Source organism: Orientia tsutsugamushi str. Boryong, from assembly GCF_000063545.1.
In the GTDB taxonomy this organism is placed as follows: Bacteria; Pseudomonadota; Alphaproteobacteria; order Rickettsiales; family Rickettsiaceae; genus Orientia; species Orientia tsutsugamushi_C.
Genome location: NC_009488.1, coordinates 649,828 through 670,232 on the forward strand (window position 1 = coordinate 649,828; position 20,405 = coordinate 670,232).

Below are 20,405 nucleotides of genomic sequence, written 5' to 3' on the forward strand. Positions count from 1 at the left end.
AAGTATTGTAAAACGATTTATTTTGTGCTTAATTGATAGAAAGTATATTTTTATTAATTAAACTGAAATAATTTTTAAGTAAAAAACATGTTTACTAAACAAATATCGCAAGAAAGATACTTCAAAAAATTAATTACTAGGCAAGATACGAAAGTAGAATCACAAGAAAATTTGCAAACTGCAACATTATTATCAAAAATGGATGTATGCATAGAAAAAGTTGATCAAGAATTATTTAGGGCAGAGCAAATAATAAAAAAGCAAGATATAAGGTTGCAAAAACTAAAATTAATACACAAGACATTAGATAATCTTGAGCATAATTACAAACAAAAAATTCTTCAATCTCATGGAATGCAAGGTTTAGATAGTAATAAGAAAGATCTATTGATGATAGATGATTCTAAATTACTAAATAATCATGTTAAAGATGAGTTAAGTAAATTAATTAATATGAAAGGAAAAAAAATAGAATGGCAGGAAAATTGGCAAACATTATTATCAAAAATGGATGCTTGCACAGAAAAAATTGATCAAGAATTATCTAATGCAGAGCAAATAATAAAAGAGCAAGGTATAAGATTACACCAACTAAAATCAATACACAAGACATTAGATAATCTTGAGCATAATTACAAACAAAAAATATACCTAAAAGATGCTAATGCTTTTATTTCTGAACAGAAAGAAAATTATTTTGTACATTTAATATTAAAAAAATTAGAAACACATAGATCAACTCTTGATACTGCTTTACAGATTTTGACAAGCAACAAACTAAGCACAGAAAATCAAGATATAAAAATTAGAGATTTACTTGATACTACATATAAAGCAGAAAATGTAAATAACCTAGAGATAATAATTTGTGATACATTTAATATTATACATAAGGTAAAAAAGTTAATAGACAACACTAGTAAAACCAAAGATGGTGATGCTATTTTAGCACAACATGTACTTGAGATATTTGAGAAAATTGTTGCTAATCTGCAAAGTAATCAAATTATTTTAGATTATGCGAAACAAAATCTAGGAAAGAGTTATTTAAAGTTATTTTCTGAAGATAAACAAGTAGATTTAAATTGTAGTTTAGAAAGCACAAAAGCTCAAAATACAGAAGATGTTCCTATCTTAAATAGTAAAACTGAAAAACTTGTTAATAAAAATGAAGAGATAGCAGATAATGAAATAATACATAAAAATTCCTCAGCATATCTGCAAATATATAATTCAGACTTGAAAGAGATAAAAAGTATAATGCGTGATATAAAAGAGATAGCAGAAACAGAATATTCAAATGATGAGTGTAATAATGCTATTAAAAGAGCAGCAATAGAACAAATTGATACTTGCATTAGTAAATGTGATACTATTTGCAATACTGAAAAAGAAAATCAAAATTCTGATAGCGAAATTACGCTCGAAGAGTGGAAACAAATGACCGAATGTACAAAAGAGAATAGCAAAAAAACAGAGCAAAATAATCTTAATGAACACACAACTTTCTTTGATAAAGCTAAAGAAGCAGTTGTAACAGTCGCTTCTTCGTTTTTTAAACTATTTTTACCTATAGAAGTAAACAATAAAAATTCTGTTCATGAAACACAAGATCTAGATATTTCAAGTAGTTTTGAATTATTAGATATAAATGAAAACGATACAGAAGCTATAGGAGAAGTTCTATAGCTTCGTCTGTTTATAAATTATAATAGTTTGGCTATCATTATGACCTAGCTATGCTTTTTGAAAAGTATATAATATAACTGTGTTATAGTAGCTTAGCTATAGTGCAGAATAGCTGAAGTTATTTTTCGACAAATCTATGTTTTCAATATTTATTGGTTAGGCTGATTATTCCTAAGTAATGAATTATTGTAAAAAATACCGGTCAGCTGCTCACCATATTATTAATAAAATTTAGATTTTTAATATGTTGTAGCTGCCAGGTAGCAAACATAAAGATCATTGAAACTACTAAAGCAAAAAATATACAGATTGTAAAATTGGAATTATACAAGCGGATATTTCACATGCTACTAAGTATGAAAATGACAGTTGAAATAGCGATCTGATTGGACGCATACTCACTAGATTAGTATGAACACGTGATATAGAAAATTTATTTCTGTGCTAATAACTCATCTAATTTGTCAGTATTATCAAGATCTTGTAATTGCATATATCCGCCAATAAATTGGCCATATATAAATATATATGGTACAGTAGTTTGAGAAGTAGCTTGCTTCAATTTTTCGTGTAACTGTTGATTATTGCTAATATCTATTTCTTTAAATGATACTGACTTTTGATTTAAAAGTGATTTTGCATTTAAGCAATATGGACATGTTGGTTTAGTATAAATATAAATATTATCATCATCATAAATCATAAAATCCTCATCCTGTAAATCTGATTTTTTCATGTATTCTAGTATACCAGTTTTTTCTATAATAAAATATGATAAAATGATAGGTAGTATTACAATGATAAGAATTCTTTTCATTTAATTAAAAATTTAAGTGAATTTATTTTAAACCTATGCTTTAAAATAAATAATACAAGGAAGTTAAAAACTATGTCAAGACAAATGATTCTAATTATATTTGATAGCAACCCTATAGTTGTTTATTCATATTTAGCTAAGTAGCTATACTATATTATAAATCAATTTATATGGTTGTATGATTTATATTATGGCTTTATTATTGCCTTAGTTATTATGAAAGTCATATTTTTTTGAATTATAAAGCTGATCATATATTAATCCCAAGCTTGTCAGCTTTTGCATTTTATAAATATTAATTAAATATCCTATCAACATTATTATTAAAGAACTTACGATAAAAATATAGAGCTTATTTACTGATTGAATATTCACTAAATAAAATGATGTCAAAAAAATAATAGTTAATGATAAAACTAAAAACAGTAAATTTATTTTCTTAAATAAGCTGATAATTATATTTTGAGTATCATTTAACACCTGTTGATGTTTTTTCTTATTTTTGACTGATTCAATGAATGTAGAGCGGTTTTGATACTGTATTTCATGGTTGTATTCATTATTGCTATTTTTTGAATAACCTTTGTTTAACGTATTATTATCATAAAAAAAATAACTGTACTTTACTTGGGCCATATCGACTATTCTTATAAATTTCTAGAATAAAATTATATTTTGAGAATCAATTTATTGTATATAACTAGACTAAAAAAGTACATAATTAACTATTATTTTATTTAAAAGTTTTAAGAGTATCAATAAAAGGTTCTCCGCGAAAATTTATAGCATTGTTGAATTTTTGAATACAGTTATTAAAAGTTTTATCACATCCTATAGTTAATTTAATTTCTGAAGTATTATGTAAAAATTCAGGAATAGTAATACTGGTTTCAATAATACTATTATTATTCATTAACGGAGTATTATAATGCTTAACAATGTTAAATTTATGTTTAGAAGAAAATACAGCTTTGCCATAAGCATAGTTTATGGCTTGTGGACAACAGTCAATAACTATAATATCGTTAGCTTGAATATTATGAACTTTATAAGATTTTGTATACTGATCGGTATTAATTTTACAATATTTATCTCCTAAATTTGCTCTGCAACTTTTGCTATATGTTTTTAATATAGTTTGATATAGCTTAATACCAATTGATGATAAAGAAAGGCAAAATTTAACTGTATCATGATTAACCTCAATACAATAGAAAGTAAAAAAATCATTATAAGAGGTTTGATCAACAGTAATTAATATTTCAATTCTCAAATTATGAAGAATATGCTCATACGTTATACCTTGTTTTTCAAAAATTCCTTCAATTTCCGCTATAGCCTCTCCTGAATCATTTAGGTTAATACTATTTATTACTAGTCCTGAGTTAGGTAAATATAGATTCTTACCAAGCAAAATTGATGTAGGAGATGAAGTTAAATATAATTTCTCTCCAGAGAATAAAGTAATTTTATAACAAAAGTCAATATTATTTGAATTATTAATCTTATTAGCAAATTCATCAGAAAAAATACGCATAATTACCAACTTTTATATGACTTCAATTAATTCAAGATTACTTATTATAATGGTTTGATCTGAATTAACACTATAGACTAAGGAGTCATTATTGAAGCGCACTTGTACGTCGAATTGATAGGTAATATATAAGCTTTGAGTTAAATGGCATGATTGATTATTTCTAAAATATATAATTCCAGTATTATAATCAGCTTCAAATTCTACGATTGCATTATTTTCACTCTCTATTTTAACAGATCCTTTAACTGGTTTTGTAATTTTACGGTAAGCAATTTCATAATCATCTTTATAAATTTTTGTTAATTGAAGCTTGTTGCCAATCAGCATGTGACTAATTGCTTGTTTACTAACAGTAAAATCAGCATAATCTTTTAACCGAAAGGAGAAAGCTTTGCCTTTTCTAGCTCGAAAAAAACTGTTAAGCAGATAAAGCTTCTCATTACTTAAATAACAATTTTTAATAGTATATTTTTGTAGTGGATAGTGCCAGTTAATATATCTGTGCTCACGTCCTGATGCAGTTGAGATATGATAGGTATTAAATACCGGTCCTCCATGAGCATGCATTGCTATAAAATCAGGTATGTTAACATCATGAAAATTAGTCATTATATCTTTCGCAATATTGTAAAATTGATTTATAATTTATATTAAACTTATCTGTAATAAATAGTTTATCAGTGTGCCATGAAACACTTTGGAATCTAAGATTTATTACTAAATATTTGTTTTGCTGTTTTTCAATGTGAGAAGCAGTAATAACATTTAAAATTTGCTCTCCAAGTGCTATAATTCTATTAGTAGCTAGATCATTAGTAAAAAGAGCTATGTTAAAGCTCAATTCATAAGTTATTAAGCCCAGGCTGGTTAAATTATTAGCTGTTAAAAATTCTACTGCTATAAATGGTGTAGGGCTATTTTTGTGAAAACCAAGGTAAATATTATTAACTTCTTTTCTTAGAATAGAATCAGTATTAAGTAAATTATATATATCCGTTTGAAATTGCTGTAATACTAATAAATGCATTATGCTGGCTCTTTATTATGATGAAGTTCAAAAGCAAAAATTTCTAGGTTATGATTTTGCTCAAGTGGATTGATTATCCTGTGTATCTCAAATCTTCTTTGCGCAAATTTAATGCGCATATTAATACAGATGGCTGAGCTAAATCTTATGGTAAATAAATAGTAGTCCTCTGTAGTTAAATTACCAAAAGTAAGATTTTGAGTGATTATTGGTTTATAAAGATATAAAGCTTTTATTTCAGCAAAACATGATAAAACTTCAATCCATCTACTAGTATTACTTTCTTTTGAAAAAAAAGTGATATTATGCTTTAGTCTACTACTAAAATTAATGATACTCATTTTATATTAATACTTTTTTATAGCTTTGATATATTTGGTTTATATTAGTAAATACCTTGTGGTCTATAATTCTTCGATCATATAACTCACTTATATGTAGTAATATTCCAGGTTTAATCGCATTAATAATTGAAGGATCTGTAGTTAAAACAGTGTATTCAATTTTAAAGGACTGATTAATAAAGTCATTGCTTGAAAATTGAATATTAGTGCTGTTGCAACTTAACTGATAAAATTGTTGATCAATAATAGAATTATTACTACGATTTTTAACAGAAATAATTTTTTTTGCTGGCACAATTGGTAACAAAATCTTAAGACTTTTAACCTTTACAATTATATAGCAAACATTTTTTTCAATTAAATTAATGCGCAGGAATTTTTCTGCATAGCTAATAGCAGCTATAGTTATTGTATTCAAGATTGTGTTTTCCATCTCATTATGAAAGTTGCTACTATTTATACGTAGGTAAGTTTTAATTTCTGCTATAGATAACAGTTGTTGCTCATGTATCTTAGTAATATTGTAGTAACAATTTTCATTCATAATGATTCAACTTTTTTGCCTAAAGCTATTTTATTACTGTTTAGTTTTAGTACTAAATTGCAAAATTTTTATTGCCTTAGAAACAACAATATCACCTCCAACTCGCTTTACCGCATAAAATTTAACAAAAGGTTTTTCAGTATATGGATCCCGTGTCATCTTAATATTGGCAGCGTGATCAACAATTTTATATGCTAGTTTAAAATCAGCTAATATAATAGGATAACATGGTATAGAGTCATTGGTTAGCTGAGTAGTTGGCATATCGCTTGCACATATTACTGGTATTCCTAGGATTGTTTGTGGCAAATTTCTTGATAATTTAGGTTGCCAGATAAATCGACCTGATGAGTCTTGAATAGTTTGAATTTTTGCTAAAGTAGTACGATGCATTAACAATGTTGAATTAGCGTGATAATAATCATCAAGTGAATTGATTAACGATAACAATGCTTCAAGATCTATTTTATGGCATGGTATAATTTCAATACCATATTCTTCAGGATTATATAATATACCATGTGGCTGACTAATACCATTTCCTAAGATGAAACTTTTATTTTCAGCATTAGCAAAACTATCTTCTAATCGTTCAATTAGCCAGTTTTCAATATTGATATTAGAATCATCTAAAAGCTTTTGAGTAGCTTTAGGTTGAGCGTAGAGTTCATGTACTGCGATCTTACGGCGCAATAGAGTAGGAGACTTTGTTTCTGCTCTCTCATCTTGCTCTGCGACCCAGCCAGTTATGAATTCATTATCTTCGATTACTGTATCTAATGCACTGCTGGATATTAATTCGAGACTAGCAAGCTGACGCATAGGAGATTTATGTTTAATTCCACCAACAATTTTTTGATGTAAAGTTGGTTGTACTAAGTAGCAGCCTTCTTTTTCACTGCCAGCAGTTAGTTGACTTGATTTAGTAGTAAGTTCTCCAAATCTGATGAATTCATTTAATCCATTATGACTATCATTGGAATTAATTTGGTTGTTAGTTAAAATATCTTGCCTAGCTATTATGGTTTCTAGGTTATGTATTTTAGTTTCCAGGTTATGGATCATGTTTTTAGATACTAATTCATTTTTATGTTTACACCAATCATTAGATAATTCTAAAATTTTGTTATTAATTTGTTCGATTTGCATGATATTGATTATTATTGAGTTATGTTGTTTAGCGACTTTTGCGCTTCAATTAATGAATTTAATATGGTAACAAGCTGATTAGAGCTAATAACATCGTATGGAGATGTATGTTTACAGTTTCGTATTTTAGCATGTTTATTTGCAGGAAAAGTAACCAAACTTACTTCCCATAATAATGCTGATTTTATTATTCTATTTCCCTTTTTGTTATAACTAGAATCTTCAATAGTAAAACCAATACTAAAATTGTTAATTACTCCTTGTTGAATTAATGCTGTAGCTTCTTTGCCTTTTTGAATATGTTGGTTAATACTTGCATCAACTCTAACTCCATATTCATCTTCTTCTATATTAGTAATTAAGCCAATAGGAGAAGCAATATTATGTTGCCATAGTAATTTAATATCAGATAGATATCGATGATGAATATTTTTAAATGCTCCTTTAAGAATATAGTCTCCAGAACTGTCAACAAGATTAAAAACAGTAGCATATCCGCTAATAATGACATTATCGTGATTAACTGCTTTGATAATTAAATTAGTCTTATAATTGTTGCTATCCACTATTACTTATCTCCATAATGGTTATTAAGTAGTTGGTACTATACTCAATAATATGGTATGCACTAATAGCTAATAGAGCTCTTTCGAAACTGGTTAAGGTAGTTCAAAATTATTGCTGATAAATGTCGAAATAGACGTAAAAGATTCGGTCTGTGCGTCAAGAAAAGGGGAATTAATCTTACTGATGAAAGTGCAGTTATGGAAGGAGAAGCTAGCTCCACTATATAGCAAGTCTTATGCTGCTGAAGGCAACGACAGTGGTAAAGCATAGACAGTGAAACATTCAAGCAAAAACTAAATGGTGAACGTAATAGCCCCTAAAGTGTGATGTAGTGGAAGTCGATATGTTCTACCACATAGTAGGCAAAAGAAGATTGGAGGTCAAATTAGTGAAAATCCAAAAATTTTCAACCACTGGAGTCGCAGGTGTCAGCGAGTTTATAAAGATTAATGACACAACTTGAGAAGTCCTTATAACTCTTACTTAATTAAGTAAGTATTCAAAGTATAAGTGGTGAAACATGAAGCTTTGGAGATGGTATAAGGATTGCTGAGTTAGCCATAGTAGTGATAAAACTCAATAATGTTGGTGGAGCAAAGGGTTAGCAGAAAAGCAAGAATGTAAGAGAGAACCAATGACTGTAACAGCATAGACAGAAATACATTGTTAACGAAACTTGAGCATATAAAGTTGCTATCATCGCAAAATCAAGACATAAAGTTTAATAATCTTGCACATATTATTGATTATAAGATGTACTATAGGAAAAATTGGTCTTCTAAGGCAGATAGTATAAGTATGAAGATTTATATAGGTTTGGCATAATGATTTTTGTCAACCTTTTGCATAAAAATTTGATGGTAATTTGTAAAAAAATTATTTTCTAAAACACCTACTATAGCTGTATTTTTGGAGATGAAAAATGCGACCTGTAGTATTCGATTTTTTAACTAATAGTTGTAATATTATTAAAAAAACAGTAACAATAATGACACAATATTTTATAACTTTATTGGAAATATCATTCCGCCAGAATGGAGGAAGCTAACTTGAGATAATGGAAAAGCATTAAGCAAAACATCTAAACAGTTTTTATCATTTATAGTATTTAGACTACATATCTATCACAACAAAGATATGGATGAATTACAGGAAAGTTATCAGCTTTATGAGGATAAGCTGAATGTTGGTCAACGAAGAGTTAGGCAATGCTTAGTAGAATTAAGAGACGCAGGTTTTATTGAAGTTGAAAATAGGACAATAATTAAAGACAATGTTAAGTTACGTAATGTCCCTTGCATAAAAATTCTGAAAAATTTTCAGCACTATAGTAAAAAAGAAAAAGAAGAAAATATAGCCTTACCAGAAAAAAAATTTCGTCCCAACATGAAAGAAATTTCAGGTCAACCTGAAACTTTTTTCAGGGACATATATAGATATATAGTCATTTACAATGAGGTTTGAGCATAGAAAAAAGCGACAATAGCATCATAAGATTTACCAACAGGATATTTTATACGCAAACTTCATTGTAAATGACTATATAAAAAAATCTAAAATATCTAGATCTACTGAAGGTGAGTTAGTAGAGAATAACAAAAATGAAAATGAAGAACAAAATTTTCAAAATGTTGATGATTTTGAAAATGATATACGAACTTCAACTAAAAATTGTAATCAAGACATTGAATAACTAATAACAAATATTCTCAAGTCTTCGAATGGTAAAAAAGAATGGTTCAAAAGGTACAGGCTAGAAGAGTTTTACCCACTAACACCAGAAGATGCAGTTGCACTGCAACACAAGTCTGATAGAGCTTTTAACATATACTTTATCAACAAATTGCTATTAAAGCTAGCAGATCAATATTCGAATTATCATTTTGGCTGTAAGGCATCAGTTCTAAACTATATGGCAAAAGTGTTAGCAAATGAATTACGAAATACTGATCAGGCAAATAGTGGCAACTGTAGATTTGATAACGTAGAAAAATTTAATAAGGAAAAATATCTTGCTCAAATTGAAACAAGCACAAATCTTAGTAAAGAAAGTCAGTTGAAGCGTAAAATAGCTGGAGTCTTTGAAGCAGATATGGCTTATCAAATTTTGACTTCTTGTAGTTTTGGGCCAGCAGTTCGAACTAGGTTTTTTGTTAAGTTGCTAAAAAATATTACACTAACAGAATGTGATAGATCAAAGATATTACAAGCTATACAAGATGTGTATGGATACGAAATTCAAGACTTACAAGTTACACAATTTGAGCAACCTACAACTGTTTCACAGAAACAAATCAATGAAGAAGAGTATCTCTTGAATCTCAGTAAACAATTGGACTCCAACTCAACTTGGTACAAAGTACGAGAATCTTTGATTAAAAGTTATGGTAAAACTATTGATAAAAAATACTTTAGCGAATTGAACATTAGACCTCTTTCGAAACTGGTTAAGGTAGATCAAAATTATAAATGCCAGAGATCAAATTAAATCTAAGACCGAATCTTTTACGTCTATTTCGATATTTGTCAGCAATAATTTTGAACCGTTTTAGCATAGCAATAACGTTTTCATTGACAACTCTTTTTCCTGCTAACCTACGATTATTCTTTTTATCATTTTTAGTTAAAGGATTTTTCTTGCTTTTTTTCTTTGGTAATGCAGAATTATTGTGAATTTTTTGTATACCTTGATATCCTGTATCAGTAATCGCTTTAATCTTAGGATGGATAAGAATTTTGGATTCCTTAAATAATCTAAAGTCATGTTTTTTACCGTTAGAAAAATCTGTACATATTACTTGGTGTGTTTTCTTGTCTACCACTATTTGAGTCTTTAGTGTATGCCTTTTCTTCTTTCCTGAATAATAGAATTTTTGTTTTTTTTGGGTCTTTCTATTGGACTCTCAGTAGCATCAATCAAGACTACTTCATAATTCATATCGCTATTCATTAGAGCTTTACGACCTGGAAGAGCAAAGTTTGGGTGTTTAACTAAGGTGTCTTCTACCCATTTTACAGCCTTATATGCTGAACTTTCACTAATCCCATAGTTCTGACCTATATGAAAATAAGTACGGTATTCTCTAAGGTATTCTAAGGCCATCAATAACTGTTCCTCCAAATTGAGCTTATTTTTACGCCCTCCTTTTGATTTCTTAACACCATCAGCTTTCCTCAAAATATCCACCATCTTTGAGAATGTTCCCTTCCTTACTACTGTTAATCGACGAAATTTTTCATCCTTTAACTCTTTAATCTGATCTAATTTCATTATTACTTCAAATCAGATTTTTATAACACCATTTTACATCATTGTATAGTTTCGAAAGAAGTCTAATATAAAAGGTCTACAAGAGATATTATGTAATATCTTTAAATATAGTTTCAATTAATAACAGTTTATTTATTGCTCACATGTCTGTAAATGCAATTTTAGGATAAGAAACAATTAGAAATATGTAATATACAAGTGTTACAATGGTGAATGTTCAGGTTATTAATATAGATTATGAAAGAATATTTGTAGAAATATGAGCAATAAATAAACGGTTATTAATTGAAACTACAGATAATATATAATTATACATTATCTCTTGTATACCTTTTACTCACTACTTTTCATATTTTTTCTTATCCTAAATTAGCGTAACTAGTGATATGTAAAGTTATGACTCTTGTGTCTACTACCATATGTAATAAGTGAATCCATTTCTATCTAAGCTTTTCAAGTCTAGTCAAGTGGCGGCCACCTTCAAATTTTGTAGTTATAAATTTTGAAATCATATTAATAACAGACCTAAAATTAGAAACCTTGGCTCCTATAATTAAGATATTAGCATTATTGTGCAAACGCGATTGCTCTGCCATATATTCATTAAAGCATAAAGCGGCTCTAATATCAGAATGCCGATTTGCAGCTATACTCATGCCAATACCTGTTGTGCAAATTAAAATACCATATCTAGCTCGATTATTAATTATAGTATCACATAATAAGTTGGCAATATCTGGATAATCAACCTGCTGATTATTATTACCTCCTAGATCAAGGACTGAAAAACTAATAAAACGTTCTTGCTCAGATAAATGTTGACAAATTTTTGTTTTTAACTCGTACTCTTTTTGATCAGATGCAATAGCAATAATATTAGATGAAACCATAAAAAAAAATCTTGGCAATAAAAACACCTTCATTTTAATATTATATTTTGTATTATCAATAATAAAATTATGAAAAAATAAGAATTTTTTGGTAAAGCATTACTGTATCTTCTTCCTGCCAAAGCTGTCATTTAGTAAAAAATATTTGCTGTATATGTTCTGGATCATCAATTAATAATAGACCTCTTTCGAAACTGGTTAAAGTAGTTCAAAATTATAAATGCCAGAGATCAAATTAAATCTAAGACCGAATCTTTTACGTCTATTTCGATATTTATCGGCAATAATTTTGAACTACTTTAACCAGTTTCGAAAGAGGCCTAATATATCACCATCTAAAAAATTAATTCTACTATCAGATTGTTGCAACATTGTTGAGTTAAGCTATCTAATTGTTCCTGTAACCCTTTATTCTGATTATTATATACAATAGTTAAGTTAGTTTTATTACTTTGGCATATAGATGATAATATATAATGCTTATCTACTATTGATCTTAGTATATTACAATCAAAATTTATTAGTGTATATACATTTCGTTTGCTATAGTTAAATATATAACTGTAAACTAAATTTGTTAATTCAGCTAAATTATTGCTGTTAGGCAAGATTTGGATAGAATCACTAGTATCACTGATTCGCATAACCACCCTATATATTTAAAAATTGTATTACATTCCTGATTTATAAATTACATTAGCTGAATTATCAAGCTGTATTTGTTGTATAGGTATTAAAAAACTAAGATATAAGCTCTAGTTTATACTGAATATTAAGAAGGCTATGCTTTAAGCCTCAATATCCTTAACATAACTGCGCGCTATTCTTGACGAAAACTATTCCATTTTAAGCCATGAAGGCGAATGTGACGGTGTTTTAATCTAGTTCAGAGGAAAATTTTAAAATCAATGCAGCTTTATTTTGCTGTTCTTTATCAAAAATATCTTTACCAACCATAGTCCAATAATCTTGAACATTTGGATGTTACGTTAAAGTTTTTTTTAGTGAAACAATTGCACCAAATAAAGTATTTGTTGGTAACTGATCAAGCTTAACATTAGCAACTAATCCTCCAATTTCAATAAAACGTCGAGTACGCATTTTACGGTCTTTAATTTTGAGGTTAACTTCATCCATGATTATCTTAGCTTTTTTGTTGGAAAGTAATTTTTTGCTGCATAAGATTTGCAATGTTAGTAATTCAGAAAGATAAAAAAAATTAGGAAAAATATATCAAAATAAAATCACGTAAAGAAAAAAACGCACCTACCAAACCAGCATCAAATAATTATAGTCAAAAAAACGTGAATTCAAAGTTAGAAGCTTCATTAAAGAATAAGCTTAAGCTGGCAGGTAAGCTAGATAGCGCTTTCCATCCATAAGAACAGTACTGTGATAGTACATTTCATGTTCAAGATGATTTAACTAACTAGAAGAAATAAGTTAGAGTAAGAGTTATTATGAGCCTTATACGCTTTATAAAAGCTGCTATTTAGTTTATTCTCGTTTAAGTTGATACACGAAATTTAACTGTAGCTGTATTAATATTATTTGTCATATGACAATAATATCTTGATGTTAATTGTGAAAATATAGCGCAAATTTATGTATAACATTTGGCTAATTGGAGTGCTAATTTTTAATCCAACAACTTGAATTTATAGTTGATAAGGTTAGAGTAGCATTCAGTTGATAATGTTGCTTAAAAATATTTCTTAGAGTAAAGAAGTATGCAGCATCTTTATACAATAAAAAGATATCATAGATTATCAGAGAAGATACTCAGAAAATTTTTGATTAAATAAAACAGAAAGAAAGCACTATGTAACAGCAAACAATATTCTAAAACTGTTAAGTCCTATATTCAATAAGGCTATAGACTGTGGATTATTAGATAAAAATCCTGTATATAATAAAAAAAACACAAGCAAAAATCAAGATCTAAATATATAATATATAATAGACTTCTTTCGAAACTAGTTAATGTAGTTCAAAATTATAAATGCCAGAGATCAAATTAAATCTAAAACCGAATCTTTTACGTCTATTTCTATATTTATCATCAATAATTTTGAACTACATTAACCAGTTTCGAAAGAGGTCTAATAAATGAAGAAATGGTAAGACTCATGAAAGTGCTAAAAGAGCAGGAGATCATCAATTAACAGAAGAGCAAAAACAATTAAAGGTATCAGATTTAAAAGAATGTGCAATTTTTGTGATGAAAAGCTTGTTTATTACTTCTCCAAATGAGGTAAAAAGACAAATAACAGATATGAAAGTGGTATCTAGTAATACTGAATCTTTAAATAAATTTTTTCATGATCACTTGCAATTTGTTAAAGGCTTAAATGTGCCTTCAGTCTTTTTTTCTAAAGAAAGTTGAAGTGATAAAGGGTGGAGTATTAATTAGTGAAACGCCTCGTTATTGGTTTAGCGATAGTAAACATGTCGCTGTCAATAAGACTTACCTTTTGACTTACAAGCAAAGTTCTAATTACCTTTTGTTGTTGAATGGCATTAAAGAGAATGAGATAAAAAAATGAGATTAGAGTTTTGAGGTTTATGATAGGGTTTATTGCTTTAGTAAAGTTTAGTGATGTATATGCTGTAGAATATGAGTTAGAGGCTAATAATTTGCTAAAGCTTGAAATTTCTGATAGTTGATCAAAGAGGCTAGATCGGACTTTTTATCTAACTTTCCATCCATTTTAGCAACAATGGCTGCACCTCAGTATATAACAAGCAATCTGCGACCAATGTTACAGATGGCTTTAACACTTGCACTATTCTCCCTCATATAGAGCATATGCTCCTTTAAGTACAGCTTCTGCTTCATCAAAGTCTTGGAGTTTTATTAAATCGTTAGTACTTAAATTCTCTAATACTATCATCTTTAATTCTGGTGCCAAGGAAAGCCAACATGCCTGACATTCTTGATTAGCATCATGATTGGATTCAAATATCTCATCCATTGATTCAGCTGCTCCTTGTAGTAGCTTAGTTCTTCCTGTCGCTTCTACAATAGACTTTACAATAAATGGAGAATACATACAAAACTCATTCGTAAGCTTTATAATATCATCATGCTTATAACTACATCTTATTAGCTCTTGTTTATCTTTTTGCAGTATAAATATATCCCAAACAGATAAGCCACTTTCGTTAACGTAGGTAGACTTCATTTGATCTATTTCTTTACAACATTTTTGTTGAAATTTTGTGAGCAAATCTGAGTTACTAATAAGTCTTTTATTTAAACTCAACCCTTCTAAATCACTTTCACTAATCTTTGCGTTGATGTGCTCTAACTTAACAATTTCAGCAACGAGCAACTGCATAACTTCTTTATTTTTCTCTGGATCCGCCATAAACATCGTGTGAGATTCACTGAACGGAGTTATACCTATAGTATCTACTACATTAGGATTAGCTCCATTCTTCAATAATAGAAGTTTTATAATCTCAACTGTGCAGTTATGAGCTGCAAAATGAAAAGGAGTATCAAAATTGTGATTTTGTATATTAGAATCAGCTCCATGCTTCAATAGAAGCTTTATAAAAGTTAAACTTCCTTTAGAACAAGCAACATGAAAAGGAGTATGACCATACCTATCTTTCGCATTAGGATTAGCTCCATGAGTTAATAAAGTGTCTGTAATTTCTAAGTTGCAAGCTCTGACAGCATAATGTAAAGCTGTGTTATCACGAATATCATCACTTGAATTTACATAATCTAAGCTACTGTTCTCACAAAGAATTGATTTTACAGCTTGTATATTGCCACTTTTAACAGCTTCATGTAAAGCAGTATTACACATCGTTATCTCCTAAATTAGTTTTTTTATTGACAATTATACACTTGAAAAGCTTCTGTATAGAATTGCCAGGTAAGTAAATGTAAAATAGCAAATAATTACTCAATAGATTTTTACATTGAAATTAATTATATCTTACAAAGATAATATACATAAAATAAGTAATTTACAACTTAAAATTGAATATTTTTTATTATTTTATATGATTTTTTATTAACGAAATCATACTTTCTTCAAAACATCGAAAAATCACTTTTAAAGCAAAAAATAAATTAGATGCATTTGTCCTAAACCAGGAATTTTAGTACATGTACCTGGTATTCCTGTTGGATTTTGGGAGCCAGTACGCCTTGTAGATGTTACAAAGTCACCAATGTGTATGGTAAGTCTTGGTGGTTTGTCATTTGGAACTGCTACTCAAAAAGGCATGAAAGATGAGGCTGAAGGAAGTGCTTTTTACCACATTCATTGGTATGTCTATCCAGTGATTTACTGGCTGGAAATTTTGCTTGATTTTATTTGTCTGGAAATGGCTGCAGTCGATATAGCATATTTAACAAAGTTTGATCCATTATGGAGTGACGATGCTAAATCTGCGATTTTAAATCCAGAGAAACGCTGTTGTTTCAAAATGTAGCTGCTTATCAAGCATGTATAGCTTGATTGCATGAGTTACAGCACTGGTTTATTAGCAAGTGCTTATGCTTTTTGATGTGCTGGATGTCAAGGAATGCTTTACCTTTTACTGGAACAGCTGCAGCACATAATGGTGCAGTTGGAACATCTGTATTAAAATAGTAAGTAAGTTTATGGCTAAGATGCATAGGCAACTGATGTTATGGTGATATTCTGGCAGAGAATTTTCAGTGAATGCTTTAGAAATAATTAGAAATTCTATTAAAAATTCTAATAAACGTCAGATTAAGATAATGGGAAATATGAAAAGTAGAGAATAAAATGTATACAAAGAGAGAATAGACCTCTTTCGAAACTGGTTAAGGTAGTTCAAAATTATAAATGCCAGAGATCAAATTAACTCTAAGACCGAATCTTTTACGTCTATTTCGATATTTATCAGCAATAATTTTGAACTACCTTAACCAGTTTCGAAAGAGGTCTAATGTTGAGTTAAAAAGAAAATTTAAATAAAAAAGGAATAACCCAACATGAAAAAATGTATTATACCAGTGTACTATTTAATAGACAATTTTTGTAAGATATATCAAGAGTGGGAAAGAAAGAGATAAATACCAAGTAATAGTCAAAGGAATAGAGATGGAAAGTTGTCCTTAGATGAGTTATTAACAATAGCGATATATTTTTATTTGTCTCCATGCAAGGATTTTAAAAATTATTATCTATATTACTTGTGTCATAAGTATAAAGAATACTTTTGTTTACCAAGTTATAGTAGAATAATACAACTGTGGCCTAGAATGTTACTACCGCTAGCTGTATTAATGCATTATCTGAAAGGAGAAGAGACTGGTATATATTATATCGATTCTACAAAGTTAGCAATTTGTCATAACAAACACATTTTCAGCAATAGAGTTTTTAACAAAATTTCTAAAATTGTTAAGAGTAGTTATGGCTTGTTCTTAGGCTTTAAGTTGCATCTTATAATCAATAATAAAGGCGAAATAATGTCAGTTAAAATTACTAAAGGCAATAAAAGCGACACATCTGTAGCTTCAGTTTTTTCTAAAGGTTTATCTGGTAAATTGTTTTGTGATAAAGCTTACATATCTAAGGAGTTATTTCATCAACTGCTGACCAATGGTCTACGTTTATTCACTAATCTTCGTAAAGATATGAAAACATATTTATTGGACATACAAGATAAGAAGTTATTAAATAAACGTTCTTTAATTGAGTCTGTATTTATAAAACATCTCCATAGATCATACTAGACACTGTTCTTCTTGGTTTATATAATTGCTTCTCTTGCTAGTTATTCTATCTCTAAACTTAATTTTCTTATCTTCTCTTCTTTTCCATGCTCTGCCTTAGCATATTCTGGCATTATTAAGCTTGTTACATAGACATAAATTAAAATTTACTTTGGATTATCTGGAATAATACCTTTTATCTGAGAGTTCCACAGCTCAGTGTAAACTTTGCCAGCTTTTAAAAGAGTGTCATGAGTGCCAGTTTCAACAATTTTTCCTTTATCAAAAACGATAATTTGATCCATGTCAAGAATAGTCGACAATCTGTGAGCAATTATTAATACAGTTTTATCAGTCATCAGGTAATCTAATGATTTTTTAATTAATGCTTCAGTTATGCTATCCAACGCACTTGTTGCTTCATCTAATATTAATATAGGAGAGTTTTTTAAAATTGCTCTAGCAATAACTATTCTTTGACGTTGTCCTACTGACAAATTTTTTCCTCTTTCTCCGCAAAAACTATCATAACCATTCGGTAGTGAGATAATAATATCATGAATATTTGCTTTTTTAGCTGCCATAATAATTTCTTCATCTGTACAGTTAAAATTGCCATACCTTATATTATCCTTTATTGTTCTGTCAAAAAGTAACGGTTCTTGAGGAATTACAGTTATGTTACTGCGTAATGAACTTTGAGTTACTTGTTTGATGTTTTGATTATCAATTAAGATTTGACCATGTTCAATATCATATAACCTATTAAGTAAATTTATAAAAGTAGTTTTACCTGAACCTGAGAACCCTACTAATCCTACTCTTTGTTTACCAAGAATCGTAACAGATTCGCTATTAAATATATTATCATTGTTTTTATAATTAAAAGTTACGTTTTTAAACTCAATGCATCCATTAGTTACTTTTAAATCTTGAGCATTATAAGTATCTTGTACTAAGTATGGTTGTATTAACGATGTACACTGGTTAAAATTACCTACTTCTTCATAGAAATCAGACATTTCAAATATTAAATCCCATATTTCATTTACAGTTTCCATAGCTAAGCCTATAACTAGAACAAAATCTCCAATAGTTATAGATTGGTTAATTTTTAAATAGACTGATACACATATAATACAAAAATACATAATACTACAGGATAACCCTAAAATATAGCGTAGCTTTAACATAAACCATCGCATATTTTGTTCACTAGTGGTAATATCTCCAATATATGAATGCAAATATTTTCTCTCAAAGTGATGTGATAAAAACATTTTTATTGAAGAAACATTAGTGATAGCATCAACGATTTTGCCAACTACAGTTGCTTTGCATTTAGTAAATATTCTAGCATAATTACTTACATACTTAGAAAAATAGATGCTTATACTACAGAAAAGGGTTAACCAAACAAAAAATGTAATAAAAAATAGAAAATGAATGCTGTATAAGATTGCTAATGCACTGATAGCAATTATTAATTTTCTGAGTATTTTTTCAGTAAATATAGCAAAAACTTCTTCTAGTGATCTAGCAGCTTCAGTGATATGGTATCCAATGTTACCAGTAACATTTTCTTCAAAGAATTTATGACTATGGTGCTGAACATAATTATATAGTTCATCTATTACTATTCCTTTGAGTGTAGGCATAAATTTTAAATAAATATAGTCGTAAACGCAATATAGCAGGTTAATTAATTCACGATGCAAGATATATAAGAGAACCCAAAAAGCCAAAATTTGCAACACAGACGCTGTTGGACTATTAGCTATGTTGATATAATCAATTATTTTTTTTTGCAGCAATTTGTCTACTGCTACTGAGCTTCCTATTATTATAGATAAAATAATTAATGACCATGCTTTACCAGTATGATATTTAAAAAAATGCGCAAGTAACTTAAATAAGGTATTTGGCATACTTGACTGATGATGATTCATGTTATTGATACATTATTTTCAGCTATAATTTTTCTCGATGAAAACATTGTTATTAATTTGAAAATTGCATTTTTGTATTTGAAGAAATATAAGTACCAATATTCTTACCTAAACATATATTCTTTGCTGCTAACTCTTGATCAAAGTTAAAAATATGAATTGGTAAATTATGCTGCTTTGCTAATAACACAGCTGAATGATCCATAATATTTAGTTGATTAATTAAAAAGTCGTCATATGCTAAAGTACAATATTGTCTTGCATTAGTATCCTCTTTAGGATTGGAATCAAAAACTCCATTTACTCCATGCTTTGCAACAAGCATGGCATCACATCTTAACTCTAATGCTCGTTGTGCAGCAGTATAGTCAGTTGTAATAAATGGTTGTCCTATGCCAGCAGCTAAAATGATTAAATATCCTTTGTATAGATGACTTAAAGCTCTAGATCTAATAAATGGTTCAGCAACTGCTTCAATTTTAATTGCACTCATAACCCTAACTTTATAATTAGATTCTTTTTCTAATGCTGCCTTTAGCATCAAAGCATTTATAATAGTGCCAAGCATTCCAACGTTATCAGCTTCAGCCCGTTCTATCTTCCAATACTCTGCACTATTTCCTCTAAAAATATTTCCACCTCCAGTTACAAGTACAACCTCTATTCCCATATTTTTGATAGCTAATATTTCTTGAGCTATGTATTTCAGCTTTTTAATATCAAAATTATCAGTATTGCTATCTCCTTTTAATGCTGCTCCGCTAAGCTTGATAAGCAATCTGTTATACCTTAAGTTGTTCATAGTTGCATTCTCATAGATTATAACTCTATTTATTTTTTTGAGAAATTCATTTAATACATACTAAAGATGAAATTTAAGCTTTTATCAAGAGTTTAGCTATTTATAC

The 20,405-nt window shown here is 28.8% G+C and carries 18 protein-coding genes and 7 pseudogenes; 7 read left to right on the forward strand and 18 right to left on the reverse strand.

Annotation, left to right across the window (positions count from 1 at the left end; all coding sequences use genetic code 11):
• The first annotated feature begins 87 nt into the window (after positions 1–87).
• Positions 88–1,689: a hypothetical protein gene (locus OTBS_RS03160; protein ID WP_011944596.1), complete on the forward strand. Its 1,602-nt coding sequence runs from the start codon at positions 88–90 to the stop codon at positions 1,687–1,689.
• Between the two features lie 433 nt (positions 1,690–2,122).
• Here OTBS_RS03160 and OTBS_RS03165 read toward each other — a convergent pair whose 3' ends face one another.
• The 8 genes from OTBS_RS03165 to OTBS_RS03205 all read right to left on the reverse strand — a co-directional run bounded on the left by OTBS_RS03165 (position 2,123) and on the right by OTBS_RS03205 (position 7,676).
• Complete coding sequence (locus OTBS_RS03165) at positions 2,123–2,425, reverse strand: glutaredoxin domain-containing protein (RefSeq protein WP_332370168.1); 303 nt, start codon at positions 2,423–2,425, stop codon at positions 2,123–2,125.
• Positions 2,426–3,239: 814 nt separating this feature from the next.
• Positions 3,240–4,043 (reverse strand): DUF2163 domain-containing protein, encoded by an 804-nt coding sequence (locus OTBS_RS03175; RefSeq protein ID WP_041621164.1) that lies wholly within the window; start codon positions 4,041–4,043, stop codon positions 3,240–3,242.
• Positions 4,044–4,055: 12 nt separating this feature from the next.
• Positions 4,056–4,655, reverse strand: a complete 600-nt coding sequence (locus tag OTBS_RS03180) for a DUF2460 domain-containing protein (RefSeq protein WP_011944600.1) — start codon at positions 4,653–4,655, stop codon at positions 4,056–4,058.
• A complete protein-coding gene (locus OTBS_RS03185; RefSeq protein ID WP_011944601.1) occupies positions 4,648–5,073 on the reverse strand; it encodes a hypothetical protein in 426 nt (141 codons plus the stop codon). The genes OTBS_RS03180 and OTBS_RS03185 overlap by 8 nt, the downstream gene beginning before the upstream one ends.
• Positions 5,073–5,414 (reverse strand): head-tail adaptor protein, encoded by a 342-nt coding sequence (locus OTBS_RS03190; RefSeq protein ID WP_011944602.1) that lies wholly within the window; start codon positions 5,412–5,414, stop codon positions 5,073–5,075. The genes OTBS_RS03185 and OTBS_RS03190 overlap by 1 nt, the downstream gene beginning before the upstream one ends.
• Before the next feature lies 1 nt (position 5,415).
• Entirely contained in the window at positions 5,416–5,961 is a 546-nt protein-coding gene (locus tag OTBS_RS03195) for a hypothetical protein (RefSeq protein WP_011944603.1), read from the reverse strand.
• Positions 5,962–5,994: 33 nt separating this feature from the next.
• Complete coding sequence (locus tag OTBS_RS03200) at positions 5,995–7,026, reverse strand: phage major capsid protein (RefSeq protein WP_232488883.1); 1,032 nt, start codon at positions 7,024–7,026, stop codon at positions 5,995–5,997.
• 95 nt (positions 7,027–7,121) lie between these two features.
• Positions 7,122–7,676, reverse strand: coding sequence for an HK97 family phage prohead protease (locus OTBS_RS03205; RefSeq protein WP_011944605.1), 555 nt, complete (start codon positions 7,674–7,676; stop codon positions 7,122–7,124).
• Positions 7,677–8,814: 1,138 nt separating this feature from the next.
• On the opposite strand from OTBS_RS03205, the gene OTBS_RS16080 reads away from it, so the two are divergent.
• Together OTBS_RS16080 and OTBS_RS11605 are read left to right on the forward strand one after the other, a co-directional pair.
• On the forward strand, positions 8,815–9,141 hold the full coding sequence (locus OTBS_RS16080) for a hypothetical protein (protein WP_232488884.1): 327 nt from the start codon (positions 8,815–8,817) through the stop codon (positions 9,139–9,141).
• Between the two features lie 448 nt (positions 9,142–9,589).
• Entirely contained in the window at positions 9,590–10,165 is a 576-nt protein-coding gene (locus OTBS_RS11605; protein ID WP_080571824.1) for a hypothetical protein, read from the forward strand.
• On the opposite strand, the gene OTBS_RS11610 is transcribed toward OTBS_RS11605, so the two are convergent.
• The 6 genes and pseudogenes from OTBS_RS11610 to OTBS_RS13950 all read right to left on the reverse strand — a co-directional run.
• Positions 10,125–10,948, reverse strand: a protein-coding gene (locus OTBS_RS11610) for an IS5-like element ISOt6 family transposase (RefSeq protein WP_157866331.1) whose coding sequence is annotated in 2 segments (ribosomal slippage) — positions 10,125–10,561 and positions 10,561–10,948 — 825 coding nt in all. Because the reading frame shifts where the segments join, the coding sequence is not laid out codon by codon here. The two genes, OTBS_RS11605 and OTBS_RS11610, sit on opposite strands and share 41 nt — an antisense overlap.
• A 440-nt stretch (positions 10,949–11,388) precedes the next feature.
• Positions 11,389–11,838, reverse strand: a complete 450-nt coding sequence (gene rpiB, locus OTBS_RS03220; RefSeq protein WP_041621165.1) for a ribose 5-phosphate isomerase B — start codon at positions 11,836–11,838, stop codon at positions 11,389–11,391.
• Positions 11,839–12,036: 198 nt separating this feature from the next.
• A pseudogene (locus OTBS_RS18235) lies at positions 12,037–12,132 on the reverse strand (IS5/IS1182 family transposase); the annotation flags it as partial.
• Positions 12,133–12,173: 41 nt separating this feature from the next.
• Complete coding sequence (locus OTBS_RS03225; RefSeq protein ID WP_041621109.1) at positions 12,174–12,482, reverse strand: hypothetical protein; 309 nt, start codon at positions 12,480–12,482, stop codon at positions 12,174–12,176.
• A 97-nt stretch (positions 12,483–12,579) separates the two neighbouring features.
• Positions 12,580–13,030: pseudogene (locus tag OTBS_RS17865) on the reverse strand (conjugal transfer protein TraD).
• Between the two features lie 788 nt (positions 13,031–13,818).
• Positions 13,819–13,914, reverse strand: a pseudogene (locus tag OTBS_RS13950) (IS5/IS1182 family transposase); the annotation flags it as partial.
• Between the two features lie 118 nt (positions 13,915–14,032).
• Between OTBS_RS13950 and OTBS_RS17870 the strand changes: the two are divergent.
• Positions 14,033–14,384, forward strand: a pseudogene (locus OTBS_RS17870) (conjugal transfer protein); the annotation flags it as partial.
• A gap of 126 nt (positions 14,385–14,510) precedes the next feature.
• Positions 14,511–14,639 (forward strand): annotated as a pseudogene (locus OTBS_RS18240) (conjugal transfer protein TraC); the annotation flags it as partial.
• Here OTBS_RS18240 and OTBS_RS03240 read toward each other — a convergent pair.
• Positions 14,625–15,659, reverse strand: coding sequence for an ankyrin repeat domain-containing protein (locus OTBS_RS03240; protein ID WP_011944607.1), 1,035 nt, complete (start codon positions 15,657–15,659; stop codon positions 14,625–14,627). The pseudogene OTBS_RS18240 and the gene OTBS_RS03240 overlap by 15 nt on opposite strands.
• A gap of 268 nt (positions 15,660–15,927) precedes the next feature.
• Here OTBS_RS03240 and OTBS_RS03245 point away from each other — a divergent pair.
• Positions 15,928–16,498 (forward strand): annotated as a pseudogene (locus OTBS_RS03245) (TraU family protein); the annotation flags it as partial.
• 153 nt (positions 16,499–16,651) lie between these two features.
• Here the strand turns inward: OTBS_RS03245 and OTBS_RS13955 are convergent.
• Positions 16,652–16,747 (reverse strand): annotated as a pseudogene (locus OTBS_RS13955) (IS5/IS1182 family transposase); the annotation flags it as partial.
• Positions 16,748–16,981: 234 nt separating this feature from the next.
• Between OTBS_RS13955 and OTBS_RS03250 the strand changes: the two are divergent.
• The gene (locus OTBS_RS03250; RefSeq protein ID WP_232489041.1) at positions 16,982–17,569 is read left to right on the forward strand and encodes an IS982 family transposase; all 588 of its coding nucleotides are present in this window, start codon (positions 16,982–16,984) and stop codon (positions 17,567–17,569) included.
• Positions 17,570–17,715: 146 nt separating this feature from the next.
• Here OTBS_RS03250 and OTBS_RS03255 read toward each other — a convergent pair whose 3' ends face one another.
• Positions 17,716–19,497, reverse strand: coding sequence for an ABC transporter ATP-binding protein (locus tag OTBS_RS03255; protein WP_011944608.1), 1,782 nt, complete (start codon positions 19,495–19,497; stop codon positions 17,716–17,718).
• Between the two features lie 52 nt (positions 19,498–19,549).
• Complete coding sequence (pyrH, locus tag OTBS_RS03260; protein ID WP_232488885.1) at positions 19,550–20,275, reverse strand: UMP kinase; 726 nt, start codon at positions 20,273–20,275, stop codon at positions 19,550–19,552.
• Positions 20,276–20,405 lie beyond the last annotated feature (130 nt).